Below are 20,985 nucleotides of genomic sequence, written 5' to 3' on the forward strand. Positions count from 1 at the left end.
ACATGAGCTTCATCCTGCACGGTCTGGGGGTTTCCGGCGGTATCGCCATCGGGCGGGCCATGCTCATGTCGCATGCGACGCTCGAGGTGGCCCACCTGACGCTGGCGCCGCGCATGATCGACAAGGAAATCGAGCGCTTCGACGACGCCATCAAGGCGGTCAAGGATGAACTCATCCAGATGAAGGAGAACACCGAGCACGCGCCGGCCGAGCTCAATGCCTTCATCGACATTCACACCATGTTCCTCGAAGACCCGGAACTGGCGGTCAAGCCGCGCGACATCATCCGGGAGCGCCGGTGCAATGCCGAATGGGCGCTGGTCCAGCAGATGGAGCATCTGGTCGACCAGTTCGAGCAGTTCGACGATCTTTACCTGCGCGAGCGCAAGTTCGATGTCGTGCAGGTCGTCGAGCGCGTCGTCAAGGAACTGCTCGGCCATCCCCGCCGCGCCGCCCTGAAGACGACCAAGAGTTCGAAGGAAGAGGCGCTGATCATCGTCGCCCACGATCTTTCGCCGGCCGACACCATCGCCTTCAAGGACCGCCGTTTCGCCGCCTTTATCACCGATGTCGGCGGCGCCACCTCGCATACCTCCATCCTCGCCCGCAGCATGGCGATCCCCGCCGTGCTCGGCCTGGAAAATGCCCGCGGCCTGATCCGCGATAACGAGCTGCTCATCGTCGACGGCATGCGCGGCGTCGTCATCGTCAATCCGGACCAGCGCGTGCTGGACGAATACCAGCTGCGCAAGGAACAGATCGAGCTGGAAAGGAACAAGCTCAAGCGCCTCAAGACGGCCAAGTCGGAAACCATCGACGGCATCCCGGTGCAGCTCTTCGCCAACATCGAGCTGCCCGGCGACGTGCCGATGGCGCTCGATTGCGGCGCCGAGGGCGTCGGCCTGTTCCGCACCGAGTTCCTCTTCCTCGACCGCGGCGACATGCCCGACGAGCGCGAGCAGTACGAGGCGTACAAGAAAGTGGTCAAGGGCATGGCCGGCCGGCCGGTCACCATCCGCACCTTCGACCTCGGCAACGACAAGGACCTGCGCCCGAACAACAGCGCCGGCGACCGCGTGCAGACCAATCCGGCCCTCGGCCGCCGGGCCATTCGGCTGTCACTGGCCGAGCCGCGCATGTTCCAGACACAGTTGCGGGCCATCCTGCGCGCCTCGAAATACGGCCCGATCAAGCTGCTCATCCCGATGCTGGCCCACGCTCACGAGATCGACCAGACGCTGGCCGCGCTCGAGCAGGCGAAATCGAGCCTGCGCGGCGAGAAGGTGACTTTCGACGAAAACATCCAGGTCGGCGGCATGATCGAGATTCCGGCCGCCGCGCTGGCCATCGGCATCTTCCTGCGCCGCCTCGACTTCCTGTCGATCGGCACCAACGACCTCATTCAATACACGCTGGCCATCGACCGCTCGGACGAACAGGTCGCCAACCTCTACGACCCGCTGCACCCGGCCGTGCTGATGCTGCTCGCCCACACGCTGTCGATGGCGGAAAAAGCCGAGATTCCGGTTTCGGTATGCGGCGAAATGGCCGGTGACCCGGACCTCACCCGTTTGCTGCTCGGCATGGGCCTGCGCATTTTCTCGATGCACCCGTCGCAGATCCTCAAGGTCAAGAACCGCGTCCTGAAGTCCGACGTCAACGAAATCGCCCCCAACGTCCGCAAGATGCTGCGCCTCGACGAACCGGGCAAACTGCGCGAAGCACTCGACAAGCTGAACGGCGTCACGGCCAGCTGAGACCACTTCCGGGCTGCAGGCTCAGGAAAACACCGGCCGAAGCGGATTCCACGGTCAACCGGAAAAAACCGCCAAAATTGAAATGCCGGCCGCCCTCAGCGAATCGTCGTCGCTGCGTCCAGCGCCGCCGTTTCGGTCGGACGCCCGGTATCCATCCCGGCCCGGCGCCTGAGTTCGGCCACGACCATTGCTGAGCTTGTCCGCGATGCCGCCACCTGTTCGCGGCGGTCGCGCTCCTCGATTAAGGCCAGCGCCTGCTGCCGCCAGGCAAGCATTTGCGGCTCATGTTCATGGTGCAGATGGTGTTTGCGATGCATCGTAAACCAGCGGTGCGCCTCGGCTTCGTCAGCCGCCACGCCCAGACCGATCTGGTACATCAGGCCGATCTGCATCTGCGCAACCTTGTCACCCTGATCGGCCGCCTGCCGGTACCAGTGCAGCGCCGCCGCATAATCGAGCGGCACGCCGTCAGCGTACTGATGAATCACCGCCAGGTTGTAGGCGGCATCGATATTTCCCTTGGCCGCCCAGTCCTTCCAGATCGCCACCGCCCGCCCGGTATCGCCGCCCTTGTGCAACATCGCCGCCACGCGCAGGTCGTCGTCGGCCGGGCCGGCTACGGCAGAAAGGCTGGTCAGAAAAACCCAAAGGGCGACAAGAAAACGAATCGGCATTCCTGACATGGACTGACTCCGGCGCGGGAAAAGAAGCGTCGAATCCTACGGCGCCATCACCTCCATTGGAATTGGACAAATTGCCGCGCGACAATTTGTCGCATTCCCGGCCGCCCGCAACTCCCGGACAATCAGCGCGCACTTAAATACCAATAATTCAGGGAGAGCTTCATGGGGTACCGCATTCGTCCGCTGACGGCCGCACTGGCTGTCGCGTTTTCCGGCACGGCCCCGGTCATGGCCCAGACCACCGTGCTCGACACCGTCGTCGTCACCGCCGCGCAGATGGATGAACCGCTCAAGGTGGTCACCGACCCCAAAGCCCCGAAGCAACCGATCCCGGCCCATGACGGCGCCGATTACCTGAAAACCGTGCCGGGCTTCAGCGTCATCCGCAAGGGCGGCACCGACGGCGACCCCGTGCTGCGCGGCATGGCCGGCTCCCGCCTCAACATTCTGCTCGACGGTGAACACATCCTCGGCGGCTGCGGCAATCGCATGGATCCGCCCACCGCCTACGTTTTCCCCGAATCCTACGACCGCGTCACCATCCTCAAAGGGCCGCAGACGGTCAGCCACGGCCCGGGCAATTCGGCAGGCACCGTGCTCTTCGAGCGCGACATCCGGCGCTTCGCGCAAACCGGTTACCGCTTCAACGGCAGCCTGACCGCCGGCAGCTTCGGCCGCAACGACCAGGTCATCGACGCCCGTGCCGGGACGCCCGAGTTCTACGCCCAGATCAACGGCACGCGCTCGAGCAGCGACGACTACGAGGACGGCGACGGCAACAAGGTCAATTCCGCCTACACGCGCTGGAGCACCGGCGCGACGCTGGGCTGGACGCCCAACGACAACACCCGCCTCGAACTTTCCGTGCTCCAGAGCGACGGCGAAGCGGCCTACGGCGACCGGACCATGGACGGCGTCAAGTTTGACCGCCAGAACGTCGGCCTCAAGTTCGAAACGCGCAAGGTATCGAGCCTGATCGAGAAAATCGAGGCGCAGGTCTATTACAACTACGTCGATCACGTCATGGACAACTACTCGCTGCGCACCAAGCCGGCCGGCAGCATGTACATGGTCAGCAACCCGGATCGCGAAACGACCGGCGGCCGCCTCGCCATCGCCCTGCGCCCGGCCGACATGCTGCAGCTGACGCTGGGCGCCGATTACCAGCGCAACATTCACACCCTGCGCAGCGCCTCGTCGATGACGGCAGTGCCCGCCTTCGAACAACTGGCGCGCACCGAGGACGCCAATTTCACCAACATCGGCCTGTTTGGCGAAGCAACCTGGCATCTGTCCGACGCCCGGCGCCTCATCGGCGGCCTGCGCAGCGATAGCTGGGAAGCCCAGGACCAGCGCGCCACGCTGCGCCTCGGCACCGGCATGGGCGCCACCACGGTCGCCAACCCGACCGCCGGCCAGACCCGCGACAGCACGCTGACCAGCGGCTTCGCCCGTTACGAACACGAGCTGCAGGCCGGCTCGACGCTCTACGCCGGCCTTGGCCACAGCGAGCGCTTCCCGGATTACTGGGAAACGGTGTCGGCCAGCAAAGAAAGCGCGACGTCGACCAGCGCCTTCAACACCCGGCCGGAGAAGACCAACCAGCTCGACATCGGCTGGATCCGCCACCTCGGCGCCCTGTCCTTCTCGGCCTCCGGTTTCTACAACGAGATCGACGACTACATCCTGGTCCAGTCCGGGGTCGTCAAGGCGACACCGGCCCGCACCGTATCGATCGTCCGCAACATCGACGCCCATACCTGGGGCGGCGAAATCGGCGCCGCCTACCAGATCGACAGCAACTGGAAAATTGACAGCTCGCTGGCCTATGTCCGCGGTGAAAACGAAACCGACGGCACCCCGCTCGCCCAGATTCCGCCGCTCGAAGGCCGCCTTGGCCTGGCCTGGAACAACGGCACCTGGTCGGTCGGCTCGCTGCTCCGCCTGGTCGCCGGGCAAAAACGCTACGACCTCAACAAGGGCAACATCGTTGGCCAGGACATCGGCGCCACGGGTGGTTTCGGAGTCTTCTCGATGAATGCCAGCTACCGGCCAAGCCGTGCCATGCTCGTTTCGGCCGGGGTCGACAACCTGTTCGACAAGACCTACGCCGAACACATCAGCCGCGGCGGCGCCGCCGTCACCGGCTACGACCAGACCTTCCGCATCAACGAGCCGGGCCGCACACTGTGGCTCAAGGCCCAGGTCAGTTTCGACTGAGCGAGGAGTTTTCAAATTAGCCTGTTTTTCCCGGTCGACCGTAGCATTCCCCCCGGCACCCAGCGTGCCGGGCGCCAACTGGCGGCCGGCGAAGGCATCTATCACGCCGGCGCCGACGGCCTCGCCTGGCGGCTCGTCAGCGGCGTCGTCCGGCTCGACAACGTCAGCTCAGCGAGCGACGCCTCATTTGCCAGCCTCGCCGTTCCCGGCGACATCCTCGGCTGCGAAACCCTGCTCTTCGGCTGCTACACCTTCTCGGCCACGGCACTCACCCAGTGCCGGCTGGCGCCGTGGCCGGAGGGCGCCGGCGCACTGGCCGGCGAATCGCTGCTTGCCTCGCTCGCCCAGGCCCAGCAACGGGCGGCCGAAGTCGTCGCGCTGCGCGGCGGCCAGGCGGCGGATCGGGTGCTTGGCCTGATCCGGTTATTCACCGACAGCGCCGGTCAGGTCGTGCTGCCAACCCGGCAGGATATTGCCGACATCACCGACCTGCGTTTCGAAACCATTTCGCGCATCATCAAGGCGCTGGAACGGACCCAGGTCTTGCTGCCGATCAAGGTCGATGGTGTGCACGCCACGCGCAGTTTCCGGGTCGATCTGGCCACTGCCTGAGCTCAGAAACGCAGGCCGGTCGCCTTTTCGACGGTCGCCGTCGTGATGACGCCGGCGACGGTTTCCTTTCCGCCACGCCCGTCGAACAGGAAAGTGCGCGGCAATTCACCACCCCATTTGGCGTCGATGGCGTAGGCAATCGCTTCCGGGTTATCGCTGCCGTAGGCGTAACGCGGCCCGCTCAGCGCGTAGGGCTTGAGCAGCGGCCAGAGCTGGGCGCTTTCCGGTTCGGCGGCGACCGTGATGACCCGCAGCTTCTGGTTGCTTTTGGCCAGGCTGGACAACAGTTTGAGGTTTTTCTTGCAGTAGTTGCAGTCGGACGACCACAGAGCGACGATGGTCGCTTGCTGGTGGCTTTCCGGATTGAGCAATTTCTTTGCCGCCAGACGATCGAGCGGCGTGAAATCGGCAGCGGCCAACGGCCCGGCGGCGAGCAGGAAAAACAGGGGTAAAAATCGACGGATCATGGCAGCGGGAATAAACGGAAACCTTCTTTTTCAGTGCGCCAGAAGGTGAATAGCTGGTCCTTGCGGCGGATGACGCGGGCCTGATCGGAGGCGCCGTCGGTGCTGGCGAGGGCGACATCGGTGAAGCTGTCGCCGCCGTCGGTGGAAACAATGGCGCGCAATTGCGTCCGCTCACCATCGAATTCCTTCCAGGCGATGGCCAGTTTGCCGCCCGCTGCCGCCATGTCGGCATGCGCCGCCCGCGGGCCGCCGACCGGGCGCTGGCCGTCGATTTCATTTTTTGCCGAAATTTCCGGTCGACCGTAGAAGACACGGCCTTCGCCATCCTTCTGGTTGAACCAGACGGCGTGCCGCACACCCTTTTCATCGACAACCAGCGACGGGCCGTGGTGCGGGCAGCCATCGACCTTCCAGCGGTCGAAGGTGGCGCGCTGGACGTTCTCCGCCGTGCCGTCCGGCTTCAGGCGGGTAATCGCGTGATCGCGCTCGTTCGGTGCATAAACGTGACGCCACATGAAGAGCGGCGCACCGTCGCGGTCGATGGCGCTGCTCAGCCGGCAGCATTCGCAGGAATGGTCGGCCAGCTTGTATTCGGGCTGGAAGCTGCGCCCGCCATCGGTCGATAGCGCGGCGTAGATCGCCGCCCCGCGGTAAGGCGTCTTGCTCCCCTTGGCCGACTCGAGATCGCGCTTGTCGATCCAGGCCAGGATCACCCGGTTGTCAGGCAGGGTCAGCATGGATTCGAAACGATGCGTGATGATCGCCGTGTCCTGATGCACGGTTATCGGCGGCGAAAACCGCTGGCCGTCGGCGGAACGTGCCAGGCGGACCGAGCCGGTGTTCGGCTTGGGGAAAGGATGCGTCCATGAAACGAGCAGCCCGCCATCGGCCGCGAAGGCGATCTTCGGGCGGTTCTCGCCATCGGCCGAAATTGCCTCGGGCTGGGCGTTGACCGCAGCCGGTGCCGACCACGTTTTGCCCTCGTCGGCACTGCGGTAAATCATCACGTGCTCGCCCTGCTTGGCTGCCACGAGCAGGCTGCCATCCGGTGCAAAGGCGGCCGATGAGCCGAGTTCCGGCCGGGCGCCTTTGGCCATGCCGGGCATGCCATCGGCGGCAAAGCCGAGCGTGGCGAACAGGCCAAGGCCGAGGAGTAAGGAGCGGGCCAGCGCGTGGCCAGCGAATGTTTTCATGTCAGCTCGCATGGATTACAGATCGAACTTGATGCCGGCAAAAATGGTGCGTTGCGAGTAAGGATACAGCGTGTAGTACTTGACGTTGGTGATGTTGTCGATGCCCACGGAGGCCGACCATTGCTTGTCAATTCGGTAGAGCAGCTTGGCGTCGAAGACACTGAAACTGCTGCGCCCGCCATAGACATTCGGATTGGGATCGGGGTAGGCGCCAGTCGTTGCATTGGCCAGCCCGCTGTGCTGCCGCCCGCTGTAGCGCCAGCCGAGGCTGTACGACAGGGCATCCGAGGCGTGGTAGACGGCCAGCAGCGAGGCGCGCCAGTCGGGAATGAGCGGCAGTTCGGTATTCTCCAGCCCCGGGTTGGCGCGGTCTTCGGCAATCCGCGAATGGACGTAGGCGATGCTGCCGGACAGGTCGAGGCCGTCGATCAGCAGGTCACGCGACTGCAAGGAGGTTTCGATGCCATAGCTGCGCACCCGGTCGATGTTCTGCACGCTGCTGATGCTGAAGCCGGGCAGGGTCGTGATGTCGGACTGGGAAACCAGCGCATTGCGTTTTTCCTCACCAAACAACGAGGTGCGCCACACGCCGCTGGGCAGGAAGCGTTCGAGGGCGAATTCCCAGGACTCGGCCGTCTCCGGCTTGAGGTTCGGGTTGTTGGTCAGCGCGACGTTATACGGCGCCGGGAAGGCGGCGATTTCGGCCGGCGTCGGGTTGGCGCCGCTGACCGTCTTGATGCCGACATTCTTGAACAGTTCATTGACCGTCGGGAAGCGTACGCCGCGACCGTAAGAACCGCGCAGCGACCAGTCATCGGAGAGCAGCCAGGTCAGCGAGGCCTTGGGCGAGAAGGCCTGAACCGTCTTGTCCTGATAGGTGACGTTGCCGCCGTTGGCGTAGTTGCTGCCTTCCGAAGCCGTCCATTTTTCAGCCCGGCCGCCGACCACCAGCTTCCAGTTCGGCGACATCTGCCAGGCATCCTGCAGGTAGATGGCATCGGTCGAGGTCACGCCGCGCGAATTGGTGTTCAGCGTGCCGGCCTCACTGGTCAGCCAGTTGCCGGCAGCGAGATTATATTGATCGGATTTGGTCGTGTAGCTATCGGTATGGAAGCCGAAGCTGACCTGATGCTCGCTGCGCAGGTTGCCGTCGGGGCGCCATTCGCCGCGCAGGTCAAGGTTCTTCCAGCCGGTGCCGTCGAGGACCGTGAGCGTGCCTGCCGTTGCCGAGGTACTCGGCGTCGGGCCGAAATTGCCCGACGAGGCGCGGGATACGTCCTTGTTCTGGTCAAAGATGCTGGCCGTCAGTTCCCAGTCCCAGGTGCCGCCGGTCTGCGATTTCACTGACAAGCCGTGCATGTAGTACTCGGCTTCGGCATGGCTGACGCTCGGTGCGGTGACGGAATAGTCCAGGCCGTTGATCCGCAGGTAGCGGTAGACACCTGCCGCCGAAGTCGAGCCATAGATCGTGTTGCCGGCCGCGTCCCGCAAATAGCTGTCGACCAGCTTGTCGGAGGTGTTTTGCCAGACATTGAACGTGTAGGTCGCACGAACAGATGGCGAGAAGTCGTAGGCCACCTTCAGCGTACCGTCGTTCTTGACCGTGTGATCGGCGCTGGTCGCCGCCGTATTGACCCGTGTGTTGTTGGCGATGTTGCGGTCGACGTGGGCGCCGGTAACCTCGGTGTATTGCCCGGCTGCCGCCGGGGCACCTGTCTTGGCCGTGGCGGCGGTGAAATCGGTCGGATGGCTGTGATTGTCGAGACGATCGGCGCTCAGCCAGAACGACCAGTCGCCAACCTTGTTGCCGACCGTTGCCGCCGCATGGCCGCCGGTAAAGTTGTCGTCGGTGCCATAGAGCTTGAAACGCTCGTTGAAGAAATCGAGCTGGGCATGGGCTTCGAGTTTGCTCGGCATGTGGGTCGTCATGAGCACCACACCACCCACCGAATTCCCCGGATAGAGGGCCGAGAAGGGACCGTACATGACATCGACCCGGTCGATGGCGTGCTGCGACACCACCCCCCAGCGCGGGCCGGGGCAGCAGCTATTGCTGAGGAAATTGGAGAGCAGCAGGCCGTCGGCGTAAACAATCGTTTCGGCGCTCGAATTGACGCCATACATGCGCATGGCCAGGCCGCCGTTGACGTCGCCAATGAAGCGCTCGCGGACATGGACACTCGGCAGGTATTGCAGGGCGCCGGCCGAGGACACCGAATTGACGCTTTCGGCGATCTGCCTGGCGGTCACGCTTTCGGTGGTCGACGGCACATTGGCCGGCACCGCCGGCTTGTCACTCGTGATGACCATTTCGCCAAGCTGCTTGTCGCTCTCCGGCTCGGCCGCCTGGGCGGCCGGCAGTTGCGAAAAGGCTGCGACGACTGCCAGGAAAATGCCGTTGAATCCGAACGTCCGGTGATCCAATTTCGAAACCCCCAAAAATTAGCCCGCTACCGGGCGTTGAAACACCGCGGCGTCTAGCGCGCCGACTCGGTCAGAAAAGCAATTTTCACGATGCTGGCGCGCTGGGCAGCGGCCATGACGTCGGCCACCTTTTCGTAAGCCACCTTGCGGTCGGCGCGCAGGTGCAGTTCCGGCTGGCGGGCGCTGGCCGCGGCAAAACGGGCGTCGAGCGCATCACGGTGGATGGCTTCACCATTCCAGAAGACCTTGCCGTCGACATCGATGGCAAGCTGGATGACTTCCGGCTTGTCGTCGAGCTTGGTGGCGTTAACTTGCGGCAGATCGATCGGCACGGCCTGATGAAAGAGCGGCGCAGTGATGATGAAAATGACCAGCAGCACGAGCATCACGTCGACCAGCGGCGTCGTATTGATTTCGGCCATCGGCTGGGTGACGCCAGCCTCGTCGAAGCTTCCGAAAGCCATGATCAGGCCTGCCGGCTGGCGCGGGCGGCGCCGATATCGACCAGATTGACGTTGCCGCCAACGCGCACACCGGTCGTCAGGTAGGCATGCAGGTCATGGGCGAAACCGTCGAGTTGCACAGCGACCAGCCGGTTGGCCCGGGTGAAGGCGTTGTAGGCAAGCACCGCCGGAATGGCGACGAAGAGGCCGGCCGCCGTCATGATCAACGCCTCGCCGACCGGGCCGGCGACCTTGTCGAGCACCACCTGCGTCGCGCCGGAGAGGCCGACCAGCGCGTGGTAGATGCCCCAGACCGTGCCGAACAAACCAATGAATGGTGCAGTTGACCCGACGGAGGCAAGAAAGGTCAGGCCGCGTTCGATCCGTGCCTGGGTATGGACGATGTGCGAACGCATCGAACGCGTCACGAACTCGCTGGCGTTGACCCCGGCGCCGATGCCGCGCGCGGCGTTCTGCTGATGGGCCTGGGCCGAATGAGCCCCGGTCAGTGCCAGCCCGGCGAAAATCCCGGAAGGATCATCACGGCGCAGTACTTCGAGCGCCTCGGGCAGCGAGTTGGCGTCCCAGAATGCCGCCAGCGCCCGCTCCTGCGAGCGCGAAGCGCGCCAGGCCGACATCAGCTTGCTGAGAATCACCGACCACGAGGCCAGCGAGAGCACGGCGAGGATCAGAGCCGTAACGTGGGTGACCAGGTCGCCCTGGCTCCAGAAGTGGGCGAGGCCCAGTTGCGAATTCATGTTTTCCCTTTCCTACTCAAATGCAAAGGTGATCGGCACGATCACCGAAGAATCGACTGCTTCATCGCCACGCCGGGCCGGCACAAAGCGCCAGCGGGTAACGGCGTCGATGGCCGCCGCATCGAGCCGCGGGAAGCCACTCGATTTCGAAACCGCTACATCGAGCGCCGTCCCCTGCGCACTGACGCGCACCTTCAACAAAACCTTGCCCTCCTCGTTCATGCGCCGGGAAAGGGCCGGATAGACCGGCTTCGGGTTGTGCAGGTAATCGGCATCGAAACGGGCGGCGACCACGGCCACCGGGGCCGGCGCGGGCGCAGCGACGACCGGCTGGGGCGGCGGTGCAGGCGGTTGCGGCGCCACGGTAAAGCTGCTCGTCGCCGTCGGGCTGGCCGCAGCGAGGACCGGCTGCGGCTGGGCGACGGGTTGCTTGCGCGCTTGCGGCTTGGGCGGAGGTGGTAGCGGCCTGGCCGGCTCCGGCTTCTCTTCGATCATCGGCAGCAAGCGCACGCTGATGCTCGGCGGCAGGGTGATCAATTCGTTTTTGACCGACACGTACAACATGGCGTAAGCCAGCAGCAGGTGCAGCAGGACGACCAGCGCCGCGTTGGCGAGACGTTCGCCACGGGCCAGAGGCACTTCCCGGCAATCGAGTGGAGGCAAAACAACCGCAGTCACGGAGGGCGCTTGATCCATATCAAAAAACGTTGAAAAACAAAAACTTAACGAGGAACGGATTCTAAGCATTCAGGTGCTGGATGCCGATGCGACAAATTGTCACAGGGGCCACGGATATAATCGGGTGATGTCTGCCGGCGCCCCTCTCCCCCAGCCGAAATCTCCCGAATGGCTGCACAGCGGTCGCTATTTGCTGATCGCGCTGGCGTTGCACGGACTGGTTTTGCTCTATCCGCTGACGCTGAGCGTCGACCAACTCGAAGCAATGCCCCCCACCCCGGTCCAGGTCCAGCTGACCGAGCGCCTTTCGGCGGTTCAGACAATACCGCCGGCGCCACCGGAAAAGGTCGCGGCGCCAAAGCCTGTTCCCCGGGAAAAGCCCGCCCAGACAGCGCGTCCGGTCATCGCCCTGGCGCCGGAACAGGCCAGAGATGAGCCGACGTTTTCAGTTCCCGCCCCCGTCGTCGCCCCCCCCGTTTCACTACCGGCCACAGCACCCGCGGCCAGTTCGCCCCAGCCGGCGGTCACCGCTGCCCGCTTCAACGCCGCCTACCTGAACAATCCGGAACCGAAATACCCTTCGCTTTCGCGGCGACTGGGCGAGGAGGGCAAGGTGCTGCTCAGGGTTCGGGTCATGCCGGACGGCCGGGCTGCTGCGGTCGACATCGAAAAAAGCAGCAATTTCGCAAGGCTGGACGAGGCGGCACGGCAAAGCGTGACAAATTGGCGCTTCGTACCGGCCAAACGTGGCGATGAGGCCATCGAGGCAACGGTCCTCGTGCCCATCGTCTTCCGGCTCGACAACTGAAAGAGGAAAGCCGGACGTGACGGCGGGGACCGAAGTCCCCGCCGGCTATCTTTGGTAACAAGGCTCTAGCAGCCCCGGCTAACCGTTTTTAGGCGGCAATAGCGAATTGCTCATCATTGGCAATTATGGATTTGCTTCATTAACGTCGATCGCCTGACGAGTTGCCTGCGCACCTTTGCCCGCCCTGTCGAAGCCAGTACACCCCCAGCCAAAAACACTCAGTGGAATGCCCTTGGGTGGAGGTGAGGGGAATCGAACCCCTGTCCAGAACGCCTCCAGATTGCCGGAATTACAACCATGCTTACATTATGAGGGCGATGGTCCGTGCTTTCAAGAGGCTTGATATTTCTAGACTTTTACCAAGCAGTGCAACCGCGAAGCTCTTCGAGTCCCTTGCAGCAAAAATGCCTCGTCGTTTGGGACTTTTGCAGATGTTTGGGACACCTGCTTGGAGCCAAGATTAGCACGCATAGGGGCGATGTATAAGACCCACCCCCGGAACATGGGAAAAATTTCTCACGGTGGGCATCCCGGACACTGGTCCTACCTAAGGCCCATGACCTAGACATGTTCGACTTCATATTTGGCGCTTCGTGTCGCTTCCGCTAAAGTCTTCCTGTGCAGACAACTATGGGAGCAAGAATAATGATGTGGTCTTTCAGTGTCGGTGGCGGCTGGGTCGAAATTGTTGATTTTCTGGCAACGTCGGAAACGACCGATTGTGCGGAAGAAAAGCGACTTGCAGGCTTTTGTTCTCATCCCAATTTGTTGGTCGGAGATGATGAAGGCATTTTTTCTGTCGAGGTATTCAACAGAACATTCGTGGGAAATGCCAGCAAGGAGCCTCAGTATGAATTTCTTGCGGCGGTCTCGGTTGGCGGATATGTTCAGTATGTCGCGATTCCAAAGTTACCGGATTTACTAGAATTTCTGCGGCAGACGGTTCCGCTCTCCACTTCGATTGATGAGTGGTCAATTAAGCGTCAAAAGTATCTCGACCGGATTGAGCGCGAGATATCGCGTTAAGTCTGCTTATCTTATTGCCACGTCATGCAACATGGTCTTGATGTAGGTTTGATAGGGAATCCCCAAGAGCCGCGCCTGCTGCCGTAGCATGGTCAACAACGGACGAGGGAGACGGATGCTAATCTTTTCTGATGGGCCTGATTTAGGGTCTTCCTTCTTCCTCCTACTGGCCCTCATCGTTGCCCGCAGTGTTGCCTTGTCAGTGTTCAGTTTTTTTGCCTGTTCGACCAGCGAGGCAATCAATGCTTCATCTTCTTCCGACATCTCGACAGGTTCCATTGGTTCGCCTACCAATGTGCTGTCAAAGCAATCCGGCAACCCTAAGCTGTCCATACTTTTTTTCCTTACCTTTACGATTAATCACTGGTTCAGGTTAAGCACCTGAAATCCTTATAGCTCTGCCGTGTCATTGGTCGGATCAGGGAGTGGGGGATAGTCGAGAGTAGTGAGGTCGTCGAGATCGTGAAAAACGGGGGTGGGCTGGGTATGGGATGCTGCGTCGGAAACCACCATAATGGGGCGGCAGGTTGGGAAGAGGTCGGCAGGGGAAGAAGTAATTAGAGAGCGATTTCCTGAGGTGTTATCAGAGATGCATTCCGGTCCGAGATTAGAACCTGGGTTTTCCTCGTATTGGCGCGGGGTTTCGGGCGGTTGATGAGATGCGAATTCTGGCTGGCTGCCGACCACGCTAGACTTCTCAAGACAGGCCGAATTTCCGCAAGCGATGATGGCGGATTTGGCTGCTTTGCCACGTCCTGCGGGTGTCTGCCACCGCTCGGTTAATTTCCGCAGCCGGCCACGCGCAATCTCGTTTAGCGGGCTGGCTTTGGTGCCATTCTTGTTTAGGCGGGTGCCGCCCTTTTTGCGGTTGATCTTGGTCAGATCGCCACCGTCGCCAATGATGTTGCCGAGACATATCTGGCGCTCTGCAATCTGACGCTCAAAGTCGGTCTGTGGCTCGTCAAACCGCCGGAATCGGAAATAGTTGCTCAGGTCGGCGAAATTGAAGCCAGCGAGGTCGTCGAGGCTCTGCGCTGGGCAAGCCCTACTCTGCAACCGGATTTCAAGCCGTGCCCGGCATTGATCTTCAGGAAGCTCTTGCCCGTTATCGGTGATCTTCAAATATCCATGCTGGAAGCGGTCGGCATCCCCGTTAGCGATGCCGATCTGGAACCCCTCAACGAGCGCCTGTATCAGTTCCCTGTGTGATCCAATGGCCCGCGTCTCGTTCTTCAGCCTGTAGATGCGTGGATGATTTGACGAAACCAGATTGATGCCCTTCAGGAAGTGCGAAACCATCCCGGCAAGTTCTTCGAGAGCGACGGTAACGCCCTTCTTGGCGTAGGCATCAAGCGCCACCTCGATACCCAGCACCTTGATTACGGCGGCAGGGTCGAGACGATCCTGAATGGTGTCGAGCGCAGACTTGATCGCCACGAAGCGTTCCGGCGCTTGGATACGGACAGCAAAGCGCGTAGTCGTCGTATTCTTGCGGTTCTCAGGGTATTTCTCGCCGGTCTGTGGATTGATGCCGTGCGCGTGCGAAAACAGGCCCGCTCCCGCTGTGTGCAGATGCTTGGCTTGCGTCGGCTTCATGGTACGAACTTCGAGTTCGACCCAATCAACGACGGCAACGAAACGGAACCTGCAATAATCCATGTGCATTTTCTATTTTGCCGCCGCGTGGTCTTTACCCGCTGGCAGCTTTATTTTTTGTCAGTCACGAATGACTGAATTACCAAGACAACCGGGAAAAGCACAACCTTTCCCGGTGATCCTGTTACATGGCTTCGACGACTATCGTCTGACCTTGCAAGTCATTAACCAGCACAAACGACACGCCCGCAGCACTGGTGCCGATATGAACGACGGCATGCCCTATGTCGTGGGTGTGCTCGATGCTCGCGGTTTCGAGATAATCAGCAGTTTCCTGCATGGTCATGGTCTTCATGGGTACATCTCCTTTAGGTTGATGGGCGGAACCGCCGCCCGTCGGTTTAGTGAATCGTCACTGGCTTGGCCTTGCGATGCTTCCAGCACCGCTCATCTAGCAAGTCGATTTCCACCTCGACCGTCTGATAAGAAATCCCTTTCCGGGCTTCTGGGATCAGTAACCGAACTTCCTTGATGAACTCAATAACTGAGGCCGGTTGATAGATTGGGCGACCGCAGCCGGCAGCCATAACACCCAATGGTAATAAGCGAAGCCCCGCAATATCTGTTTTCTCGGCCCTCATGTCAGCAAGACAGTCTGACCAATCACGGATTGGCCCAAGTTCCCGACGAAGCAAATACGAGACCTCGGAAGACCGCATTCCTTTCAGTTTCATTCGCAGTCTTTCGTATGCACGAGCATCAGGGAAGGCCATCCCTTCATGCCGTTCTCAATCCACAGGCAGGGCTGGTCGGCTTCGTCGCGCCCGGCATGAACCTTGAAACCGCCCATGTCTTCAGTCCCCCACACTTCGCCGAGACGCATGAACTCTGAAAGCTCCTGATCGTCCATCATGGCTGAGTAGCTAAGCATGGGATGACGGTCAGCAACGCTGTCAAGGGAAGCGCGTGGCGCGTTAATCGTTCCAGCCAAGAGTTCGCTCATGACAATTTCCCGGATAGCAGCAGTCACGTTCTCATCAGCGGGAATCTGCGCTATCACGGTGGCGCACCATTGTTGCCAAGTCTGGCTTGCATTGCCTGCCAGCCATTCAACAGCTTGCCATGTTGGAGCATCCAGCCTCACCGGCTGGCGCTTACCTTGCCCAAGCGGAACCATTTTCAGAATAGGATCGGTCATTACAAAATGTCTCGTTATTAAGTTGGAGCAACTGTATCACTTAGTATTCACTTGCGCCATATAAGATGCACATGTAAAATGTGTCACATCTAAACGGTCATTTAGTTGTGACACAACAAGGGAAAAACATGAAGCCAGCCGTCATTTACCGCCGCGTATCGACCAACGAACAAGGTAAGAGCGGTTTGGGTCTAGAGGGGCAAGCGGCAGCACTAGGCTGCTTTTGTGAATCAGAGGGTTTTGAGGTAGTTGCCGAGTTTCAGGACATTGCCAGCGGAAAGCTACCGATTGAGGCCCGTCCCGGCCTTGCTGCTGCTCTGGAAAAGGCACGTAAGCTACGCTGTCCGGTGATCGTCGCCAAGCTGGATCGCCTGTCCCGTGATGTAGCATTTATCTCTGGCCTGATGGCTCGTGGCGTGCCGTTCATAGTCGCAGAGCTTGGCGTTGATACTGACCCATTCATCCTGCACCTGTTTGCAGCCTTGAGCGAGAAAGAGCGCCGCATGATCGGAGAGCGGACGAAAGCTGCCCTACGGGTCAAAAAGGAAGCAGGGGCATTGCTGGGGAATCGAACCAACCTTGCCGCTGCCCGTATCAAGGCTGGCGAAGCCAAGACAGCCGCTTCCCGTGCTTTTGCCGAACGTGTTCGCCCTGAGATTCAAAGGATGCAGGCCAGCGGAGAGAGCTTGAACAAGATCGCCGCTCGTTTGAACGCGGTGGGAGTTCCGACCGCCCGCAATGGCTCATGGACAGCAAAGGCAGTCGGCAGGGTGCTTTCAGCCTAGACTGAAAGTACAACAATGACTAGGCGGAGAAGGGCCAGCTAGCGAACATACGGGTTGCCCGTATCAAAACCTGATGAGCCACGAGTGACATAAGGATTACCAGTGTCAAAGGATGACTCTCGCCGTCGCTGATCGTATGAGCTATCGTGACCCGTGTGGCTATTGCGTTGCCTTTCTTGTTCCTCTACGCGCGCCCGCGTGTCTTGATACTCGCGCTCACGAGCATTGAACTTCTCACAGTTCGATCCCCTGCACACGTGACGCCCATCGCCTAGATAAATGATCTTGTCTTTTGCACATACGTGGCAGGATATGGCGATAAGGGACGCAGCGGCAATCAGCTTTTTCATCAAATTAGAAATGCCAAGTTGAATTGCAATTTACGCAATGTGCTTCTGTGACCGCATCTTTCCTAGAAAGTCCTGTGGCAAGTAGCGAGACCCCTCCTGTCAGAATAGCTCCCGTTGCTTTTGCACCACTAATCCCAGCTTTCTTTTTGATTGGCTTGGTTAAGACTTTTCCTTTTTCTTGGCAATGCGGGCAAACAAACGCTGGCTGCGGTGTTCCATAAAGAGTGACGTCAGTTGGCGTAATTGAGCCATCTGTGATCCCGCTCTGATTAAGTTTGTATTTAGCATCAACATCGGAAAGCCAAAACATGAAAACCAAAACGACAACAACAACAAAGACCCAGCCCCAGAATCCCATACATCCCCCATGCGTCTAGAAAAGGAGCCATGATCATACAATGAAAGCATATGTCACGATTAGTGCGTGGCCGATAAGAATACGCTGACTCAAAGTTCTAGGGGTGACGACATCATCCCTCAGAGCGCGATTTGGGCAGCGAGTGCGAGAGCTACGGAAAGCAACCGGACTTTCGCAAGAAGCGTTTGCCGACAAGTGCGGCTTTGCCCGTAGCTACATGAGCCGGGTCGAACGAGGCGGTGCCAATCCGTCGCTGGATGCTATCCAGATAATTGCTGATGGTCTAGCGGTGCCGGTGGCCCGCCTGTTCGAGTAGCGCGGAACGCATTTCCAGCCCTGTGGATAACCCAAGTAGTAGGGTAGTCCCACCCAATGGGCTGAAAATGCCCCATAGCGCCATTCTGCAAGCCTGAGGACGGCTTGCCACCAGATTTAGTTGCGACTGTATGGCGCAATGACCCCAGTGACGTGCGCAAAATCCAACACTGCTACAACTTCACGCATGATGGCTGACGAGAAGTCTTTGCCATACCTCCCGAACGTAACGCTATCGTCCTCGTGCCCGACCAACGCAGCAATTTTCTCCTTCGGAACGTCCGCTTGCTTCAGCCGGTCGATAACAGTATGCCGGAAGCTATGGAAGACTTTGCCGTTGTCGCTAATGCCGCACTGTCGGCGGTAACGCTGGAACCACTTCGAGACCTTCTGACCGTAGCCATCGCGTTGCAACGGCAACTCCGGGAACAATCGCGTCTCATTGGTGGTGCGCAGCTCATCAACGTATCGCAGCAGGCCCAGCCGCACTAGTTCGGCATGAACCGGAATAGTCCGCTTGCCAGCCTTCGTCTTCAGGCGCTTCCCTTCGCCCTGATCGTTGATGCTGATGAGAGGAATTCCATCGACTTCGTAAAAATCGGCGAGGTGCAATTGCGCGATCTCATTTTGTCTCGCTCCAGTGAAAAGCGCGATCAACGGTGCCCAATACCGATGAGGGAGCGTGGCCCGCTCACGGCGGTAATCCTCCCGATGGAACAGCTTGATAAGATCATCATCGGAAAACGCTTGGCGCTCTTCATTCGCCCGCTTGGGGTTCTTGATCGTCATCCCGCCGGCAGGGTTGAGTGAGGTGTAACCATATTCGACCGCCCACCGGAACAATGCTGAAATCCGAGTCAGATTTTTATTGACCGTGTTCGGCGCCGCCGGCTGGTCCGCCAGTGCGAGAACCTCATCAATGCTTTTCCCACGATAGCGCGGACTCTTGTTGATGTTCGGCGGCAATCGCTGAAGCGTTGCCTTGTAGGCACGGTGCTGTTCGTAGCCATAGCCGGTGATCGACTGATCTCCGACGATGTTCAGCCATTGCGCGAGAATCGCCCGGTTTTCGGTATCGGTCTTTGCTGTCCAGCAGCTTTCAGCGTTCTGATTGGCGCAGTAGGCTTCAATGACAGCAGATAATGGTTCGCCGGGTGCCGTCGTGTTTCCCGTTGCCCCTACGGACACAGGAACCGTCCCGGCCGCCTTAATTGCCCTCGCCGTGAAGTCGGCCAAGTAATCACGCTCCTGCTCAAACCGGGTCGCTTGAGCTTCCAAGACCTTTACATGCTCAGTGCCAAGCGCGATCCCGAATGCACTTCTGGCAAGACTATGGGCTCTGTGCTCGACAGCGCCTTCCTTGTCTGTCAGCAGCATGATTTTAGGCAGCAGTGCCGCCATTCGTGCATCTATGGCGTTCGCAAACGCCACCAGTTCGTCACCCAGCGCGACATCGCCGGTCGCTTGCGCATGCTCAGTCAAGGTTTCCAGCGCATCTTGAGCAACCTTCAGTTCGGACAGTTCAGCCTGAACCGCTTCTGCTGCGTCGTCTTGCTTTAGTGTCGTATCGACAAAGGTGCTCAATTCTCTGGCGAATATATCGCGCTGTAGCTGAAGCTCTGCAGCAAAACCCGAACCGGGCAACCCTTTGTCACTCGTACTCATACGACGAACCCTATGGAAATAGTCTTGCGCGAAACCGGACAGCCGGACAGCGACTAGCTTCGCTTGTCTTTTATTGGAAGTGCCGACCGATAGGCGGTATTCATGGGCCGGGAATGATACCCGTAGCGCCTTTGGTATGACGACGCGGAACCCGAAAACGCCGTGTCGGTTTCGGTGAAGATATGCCGGTAACTTGATGGACATTGCCTGCCCTCCCTTTGGGAGACTCGTTTGGGACACCAAACGAATTGGCACTGCCACAAAAAGAAAAACCCGCTGGGCTTTCAGCGGGTTACGTTACTTGGCATTTCGTCGAGGGGAATCGAACCCCTGTCCAGAACGCCTCCAGATTGCCGGAATTACAACCATGCTTTGAATTATGGGGGCGGGGTGGGGGTTTTTCAAGCGGGGATTCGCCACGGTGGGCAAATTCAGTGGCTGCACCAGCCACGGCGGTCATCGTCACCGAAACTACCGCGCAAACTTTCAGGCGAGGCCAGGGTTGAGCGCACCCGCATCGAGGTGCCAGCGAACAACACATTGAAACGGGCCGGTTCGTTCCAGTCATCGCAATAACGCCACTCCCAGACAAGTTCGTCACGCGCCTTGAAATAAACGGTCCACGCGGCAACGGACGGCCCCAGGGTCCGCACCACTTCGTCTGCCGTCATGCCCGCCTGAATGCGGGCAAAGTGCCGCGTATCGAGAACATTTTCACGACTCAGCACATTGCCCCGGGCATCAATACGGACAAAAAAGGTGTGATAACCCATCGGACCGCGCGGATAAACCAGTGTCTCGCCGCCATCGGTTTCGTTCCAGCGCACGGCCGGCTGCCCCATGACGCGTTCGATGTCCTCGACCCGCGCAGCACCGGCTTGCAGCCCGAACCCGTCGTAAGCCGCGCAAGAACCCAGCAGAGCGGTGAGCAGCGCAACGACAAGGATTCGGCTCGGCATGGCCTTTTACTCGCGCTCGGCGGCGAGCAAACGCTCGCAGTAGCGGGCGATCAGGTCAACTTCGAGATTGACCTTGCTGCCCGGCTTGAGCCGATTGAGGGTGGTGTTTTCCAGCGTGTGCGGGATCAGGTTGATCGTGAAGTCGGTGCCCTTGACCTCGTTGGTCGTCAGGCTGGTGCCATCGACGACGATCGAGCCCTTGCGCGCGATGAACTTGGCAATGGCTTTCGGGGCACGGATTTCGAGCAGACGATTGTCGCCGACCGGATCGAAGCGCAGCACTTCGCCAACACCGTCAACGTGGCCGGACACCAGATGGCCGCCGATCACGTCGTTGAGGCGCAGCGCCTTTTCCAGATTGACCGGGCCGGGTGCATCGAGGCCGACGGTGCACGACAGGGTTTCCGGCGAAACATCGACGGCAAAGGTATTGCCTTCCCTGGCCACCACGGTCAGGCAAACGCCGTTATGGGCGATCGAATCGCCAAGCGAAACATCGTCGAGCTTGAGGCCGCCGCCATCGACATGCAGACGGTAGCCGACTTCACGCGGGGTGAGGTGAGTGATGCGGCCGACTGCCGCGATGATTCCTGAAAACATAGCTGTTCCTGCCGTAGGCAAAAACCGGACTTTATCATGCCCGATTGAGCCGTCGGCTGGTGCGAAAGCAACTCTGAACGCCAACTCCCG

The 20,985-nt window shown here is 60.1% G+C and carries 23 protein-coding genes, 1 other RNA gene and 1 pseudogene; 7 read left to right on the forward strand and 18 right to left on the reverse strand.

Annotation, left to right across the window (positions count from 1 at the left end; all coding sequences use genetic code 11):
- Nucleotides 1-2 precede the first annotated feature (2 nt).
- The gene (gene ptsP, locus KI613_RS20520; RefSeq protein WP_226402995.1) at nt 3-1,757 is read left to right on the forward strand and encodes a phosphoenolpyruvate--protein phosphotransferase; all 1,755 of its coding nucleotides are present in this window, start codon (nt 3-5) and stop codon (nt 1,755-1,757) included.
- A 95-nt stretch (nt 1,758-1,852) separates the two neighbouring features.
- Here the strand turns inward: ptsP and KI613_RS20525 are convergent, their stop codons facing one another.
- Nucleotides 1,853-2,440, reverse strand: a complete 588-nt coding sequence (locus KI613_RS20525; RefSeq protein ID WP_226402997.1) for a tetratricopeptide repeat protein — start codon at nt 2,438-2,440, stop codon at nt 1,853-1,855.
- A 162-nt stretch (nt 2,441-2,602) separates the two neighbouring features.
- On the opposite strand from KI613_RS20525, the gene KI613_RS20530 reads away from it, so the two are divergent.
- Both KI613_RS20530 and KI613_RS20535 read left to right on the forward strand, forming a co-directional pair.
- Nucleotides 2,603-4,660, forward strand: a complete 2,058-nt coding sequence (locus tag KI613_RS20530; protein WP_226402999.1) for a TonB-dependent copper receptor — start codon at nt 2,603-2,605, stop codon at nt 4,658-4,660.
- Nucleotides 4,661-5,065: 405 nt separating this feature from the next.
- A complete protein-coding gene (locus KI613_RS20535) occupies nt 5,066-5,272 on the forward strand; it encodes a hypothetical protein (RefSeq protein WP_226403001.1) in 207 nt (68 codons plus the stop codon).
- 2 nt (nt 5,273-5,274) lie between these two features.
- Here KI613_RS20535 and KI613_RS20540 read toward each other — a convergent pair whose 3' ends face one another.
- Genes KI613_RS20540 through KI613_RS20565 form a run of 6 tightly spaced genes read right to left on the reverse strand, consistent with a single transcriptional unit; the run spans nt 5,275 to nt 11,235 of the window.
- Nucleotides 5,275-5,739, reverse strand: a complete 465-nt coding sequence (locus tag KI613_RS20540; RefSeq protein WP_226403003.1) for a TlpA family protein disulfide reductase — start codon at nt 5,737-5,739, stop codon at nt 5,275-5,277.
- On the reverse strand, nt 5,736-6,932 hold the full coding sequence (locus tag KI613_RS20545) for a sialidase family protein (protein WP_226403005.1): 1,197 nt from the start codon (nt 6,930-6,932) through the stop codon (nt 5,736-5,738). The genes KI613_RS20540 and KI613_RS20545 overlap by 4 nt, the downstream gene beginning before the upstream one ends.
- Before the next feature lie 15 nt (nt 6,933-6,947).
- Nucleotides 6,948-9,356: a TonB-dependent receptor gene (locus KI613_RS20550; RefSeq protein ID WP_226403007.1), complete on the reverse strand. Its 2,409-nt coding sequence runs from the start codon at nt 9,354-9,356 to the stop codon at nt 6,948-6,950.
- Nucleotides 9,357-9,409: 53 nt separating this feature from the next.
- Nucleotides 9,410-9,820, reverse strand: a complete 411-nt coding sequence (locus KI613_RS20555; protein WP_226403009.1) for an ExbD/TolR family protein — start codon at nt 9,818-9,820, stop codon at nt 9,410-9,412.
- 2 nt (nt 9,821-9,822) lie between these two features.
- Nucleotides 9,823-10,557, reverse strand: a complete 735-nt coding sequence (locus tag KI613_RS21255; protein WP_310493286.1) for a MotA/TolQ/ExbB proton channel family protein — start codon at nt 10,555-10,557, stop codon at nt 9,823-9,825.
- 12 nt (nt 10,558-10,569) lie between these two features.
- Entirely contained in the window at nt 10,570-11,235 is a 666-nt protein-coding gene (locus tag KI613_RS20565) for an energy transducer TonB (protein WP_226403010.1), read from the reverse strand.
- Between the two features lie 127 nt (nt 11,236-11,362).
- Here KI613_RS20565 and KI613_RS20570 point away from each other — a divergent pair, with 127 nt between their 5' ends.
- A complete protein-coding gene (locus KI613_RS20570; protein WP_226403012.1) occupies nt 11,363-12,043 on the forward strand; it encodes an energy transducer TonB in 681 nt (226 codons plus the stop codon).
- A 17-nt stretch (nt 12,044-12,060) separates the two neighbouring features.
- Here the strand turns inward: KI613_RS20570 and ssrA are convergent.
- Nucleotides 12,061-12,391: a transfer-messenger RNA gene (gene ssrA, locus KI613_RS20575) on the reverse strand.
- A gap of 297 nt (nt 12,392-12,688) precedes the next feature.
- Here ssrA and KI613_RS20580 point away from each other — a divergent pair.
- Nucleotides 12,689-13,069, forward strand: a complete 381-nt coding sequence (locus KI613_RS20580; RefSeq protein WP_226403014.1) for a hypothetical protein — start codon at nt 12,689-12,691, stop codon at nt 13,067-13,069.
- A 6-nt stretch (nt 13,070-13,075) separates the two neighbouring features.
- Here the strand turns inward: KI613_RS20580 and KI613_RS20585 are convergent, their stop codons facing one another.
- The 5 genes from KI613_RS20585 to KI613_RS20605 all read right to left on the reverse strand — a co-directional run bounded on the left by KI613_RS20585 (nt 13,076) and on the right by KI613_RS20605 (nt 15,863).
- A complete protein-coding gene (locus tag KI613_RS20585; protein ID WP_226403016.1) occupies nt 13,076-13,402 on the reverse strand; it encodes a CopG family antitoxin in 327 nt (108 codons plus the stop codon).
- A 57-nt stretch (nt 13,403-13,459) separates the two neighbouring features.
- Nucleotides 13,460-14,665 (reverse strand): hypothetical protein, encoded by a 1,206-nt coding sequence (locus tag KI613_RS20590; protein ID WP_226403018.1) that lies wholly within the window; start codon nt 14,663-14,665, stop codon nt 13,460-13,462.
- Nucleotides 14,666-14,849: 184 nt separating this feature from the next.
- The gene (locus KI613_RS20595; RefSeq protein ID WP_226403020.1) at nt 14,850-15,020 is read right to left on the reverse strand and encodes a hypothetical protein; all 171 of its coding nucleotides are present in this window, start codon (nt 15,018-15,020) and stop codon (nt 14,850-14,852) included.
- A gap of 46 nt (nt 15,021-15,066) precedes the next feature.
- On the reverse strand, nt 15,067-15,399 hold the full coding sequence (locus KI613_RS20600; protein ID WP_226403022.1) for a hypothetical protein: 333 nt from the start codon (nt 15,397-15,399) through the stop codon (nt 15,067-15,069).
- Nucleotides 15,396-15,863, reverse strand: a complete 468-nt coding sequence (locus tag KI613_RS20605; protein ID WP_226403024.1) for a hypothetical protein — start codon at nt 15,861-15,863, stop codon at nt 15,396-15,398. The genes KI613_RS20600 and KI613_RS20605 overlap by 4 nt, the downstream gene beginning before the upstream one ends.
- A gap of 128 nt (nt 15,864-15,991) precedes the next feature.
- Here KI613_RS20605 and KI613_RS20610 point away from each other — a divergent pair, with 128 nt between their 5' ends.
- Nucleotides 15,992-16,648, forward strand: coding sequence for a recombinase family protein (locus KI613_RS20610; RefSeq protein ID WP_226403026.1), 657 nt, complete (start codon nt 15,992-15,994; stop codon nt 16,646-16,648).
- 354 nt (nt 16,649-17,002) lie between these two features.
- Here KI613_RS20610 and KI613_RS20615 read toward each other — a convergent pair whose 3' ends face one another.
- Entirely contained in the window at nt 17,003-17,356 is a 354-nt protein-coding gene (locus KI613_RS20615) for a hypothetical protein (RefSeq protein ID WP_226403028.1), read from the reverse strand.
- 142 nt (nt 17,357-17,498) lie between these two features.
- Here KI613_RS20615 and KI613_RS20620 point away from each other — a divergent pair, with 142 nt between their 5' ends.
- Nucleotides 17,499-17,672: a helix-turn-helix domain-containing protein gene (locus KI613_RS20620; protein WP_226403030.1), complete on the forward strand. Its 174-nt coding sequence runs from the start codon at nt 17,499-17,501 to the stop codon at nt 17,670-17,672.
- A 116-nt stretch (nt 17,673-17,788) separates the two neighbouring features.
- Here KI613_RS20620 and KI613_RS20625 read toward each other — a convergent pair whose 3' ends face one another.
- The 4 genes and pseudogenes from KI613_RS20625 to KI613_RS20635 form a co-directional block, all read right to left on the reverse strand.
- Entirely contained in the window at nt 17,789-19,336 is a 1,548-nt protein-coding gene (locus tag KI613_RS20625) for a site-specific integrase (RefSeq protein WP_226403032.1), read from the reverse strand.
- Nucleotides 19,337-19,396: 60 nt separating this feature from the next.
- A pseudogene (locus KI613_RS21435) lies at nt 19,397-19,540 on the reverse strand (DUF6538 domain-containing protein); the annotation flags it as partial.
- 227 nt (nt 19,541-19,767) lie between these two features.
- Nucleotides 19,768-20,295, reverse strand: coding sequence for a hypothetical protein (locus tag KI613_RS20630; protein WP_226403034.1), 528 nt, complete (start codon nt 20,293-20,295; stop codon nt 19,768-19,770).
- Nucleotides 20,296-20,301: 6 nt separating this feature from the next.
- Nucleotides 20,302-20,895 carry a riboflavin synthase gene (locus KI613_RS20635; protein ID WP_226403036.1) on the reverse strand — a complete coding sequence of 198 codons (594 nt, stop codon included), beginning with the start codon at nt 20,893-20,895 and terminating at the stop codon, nt 20,302-20,304.
- Nucleotides 20,896-20,985 lie beyond the last annotated feature (90 nt).

This window comes from Ferribacterium limneticum, assembly GCF_020510585.1.
GTDB lineage: Bacteria > Pseudomonadota > Gammaproteobacteria > Burkholderiales > Rhodocyclaceae > Azonexus.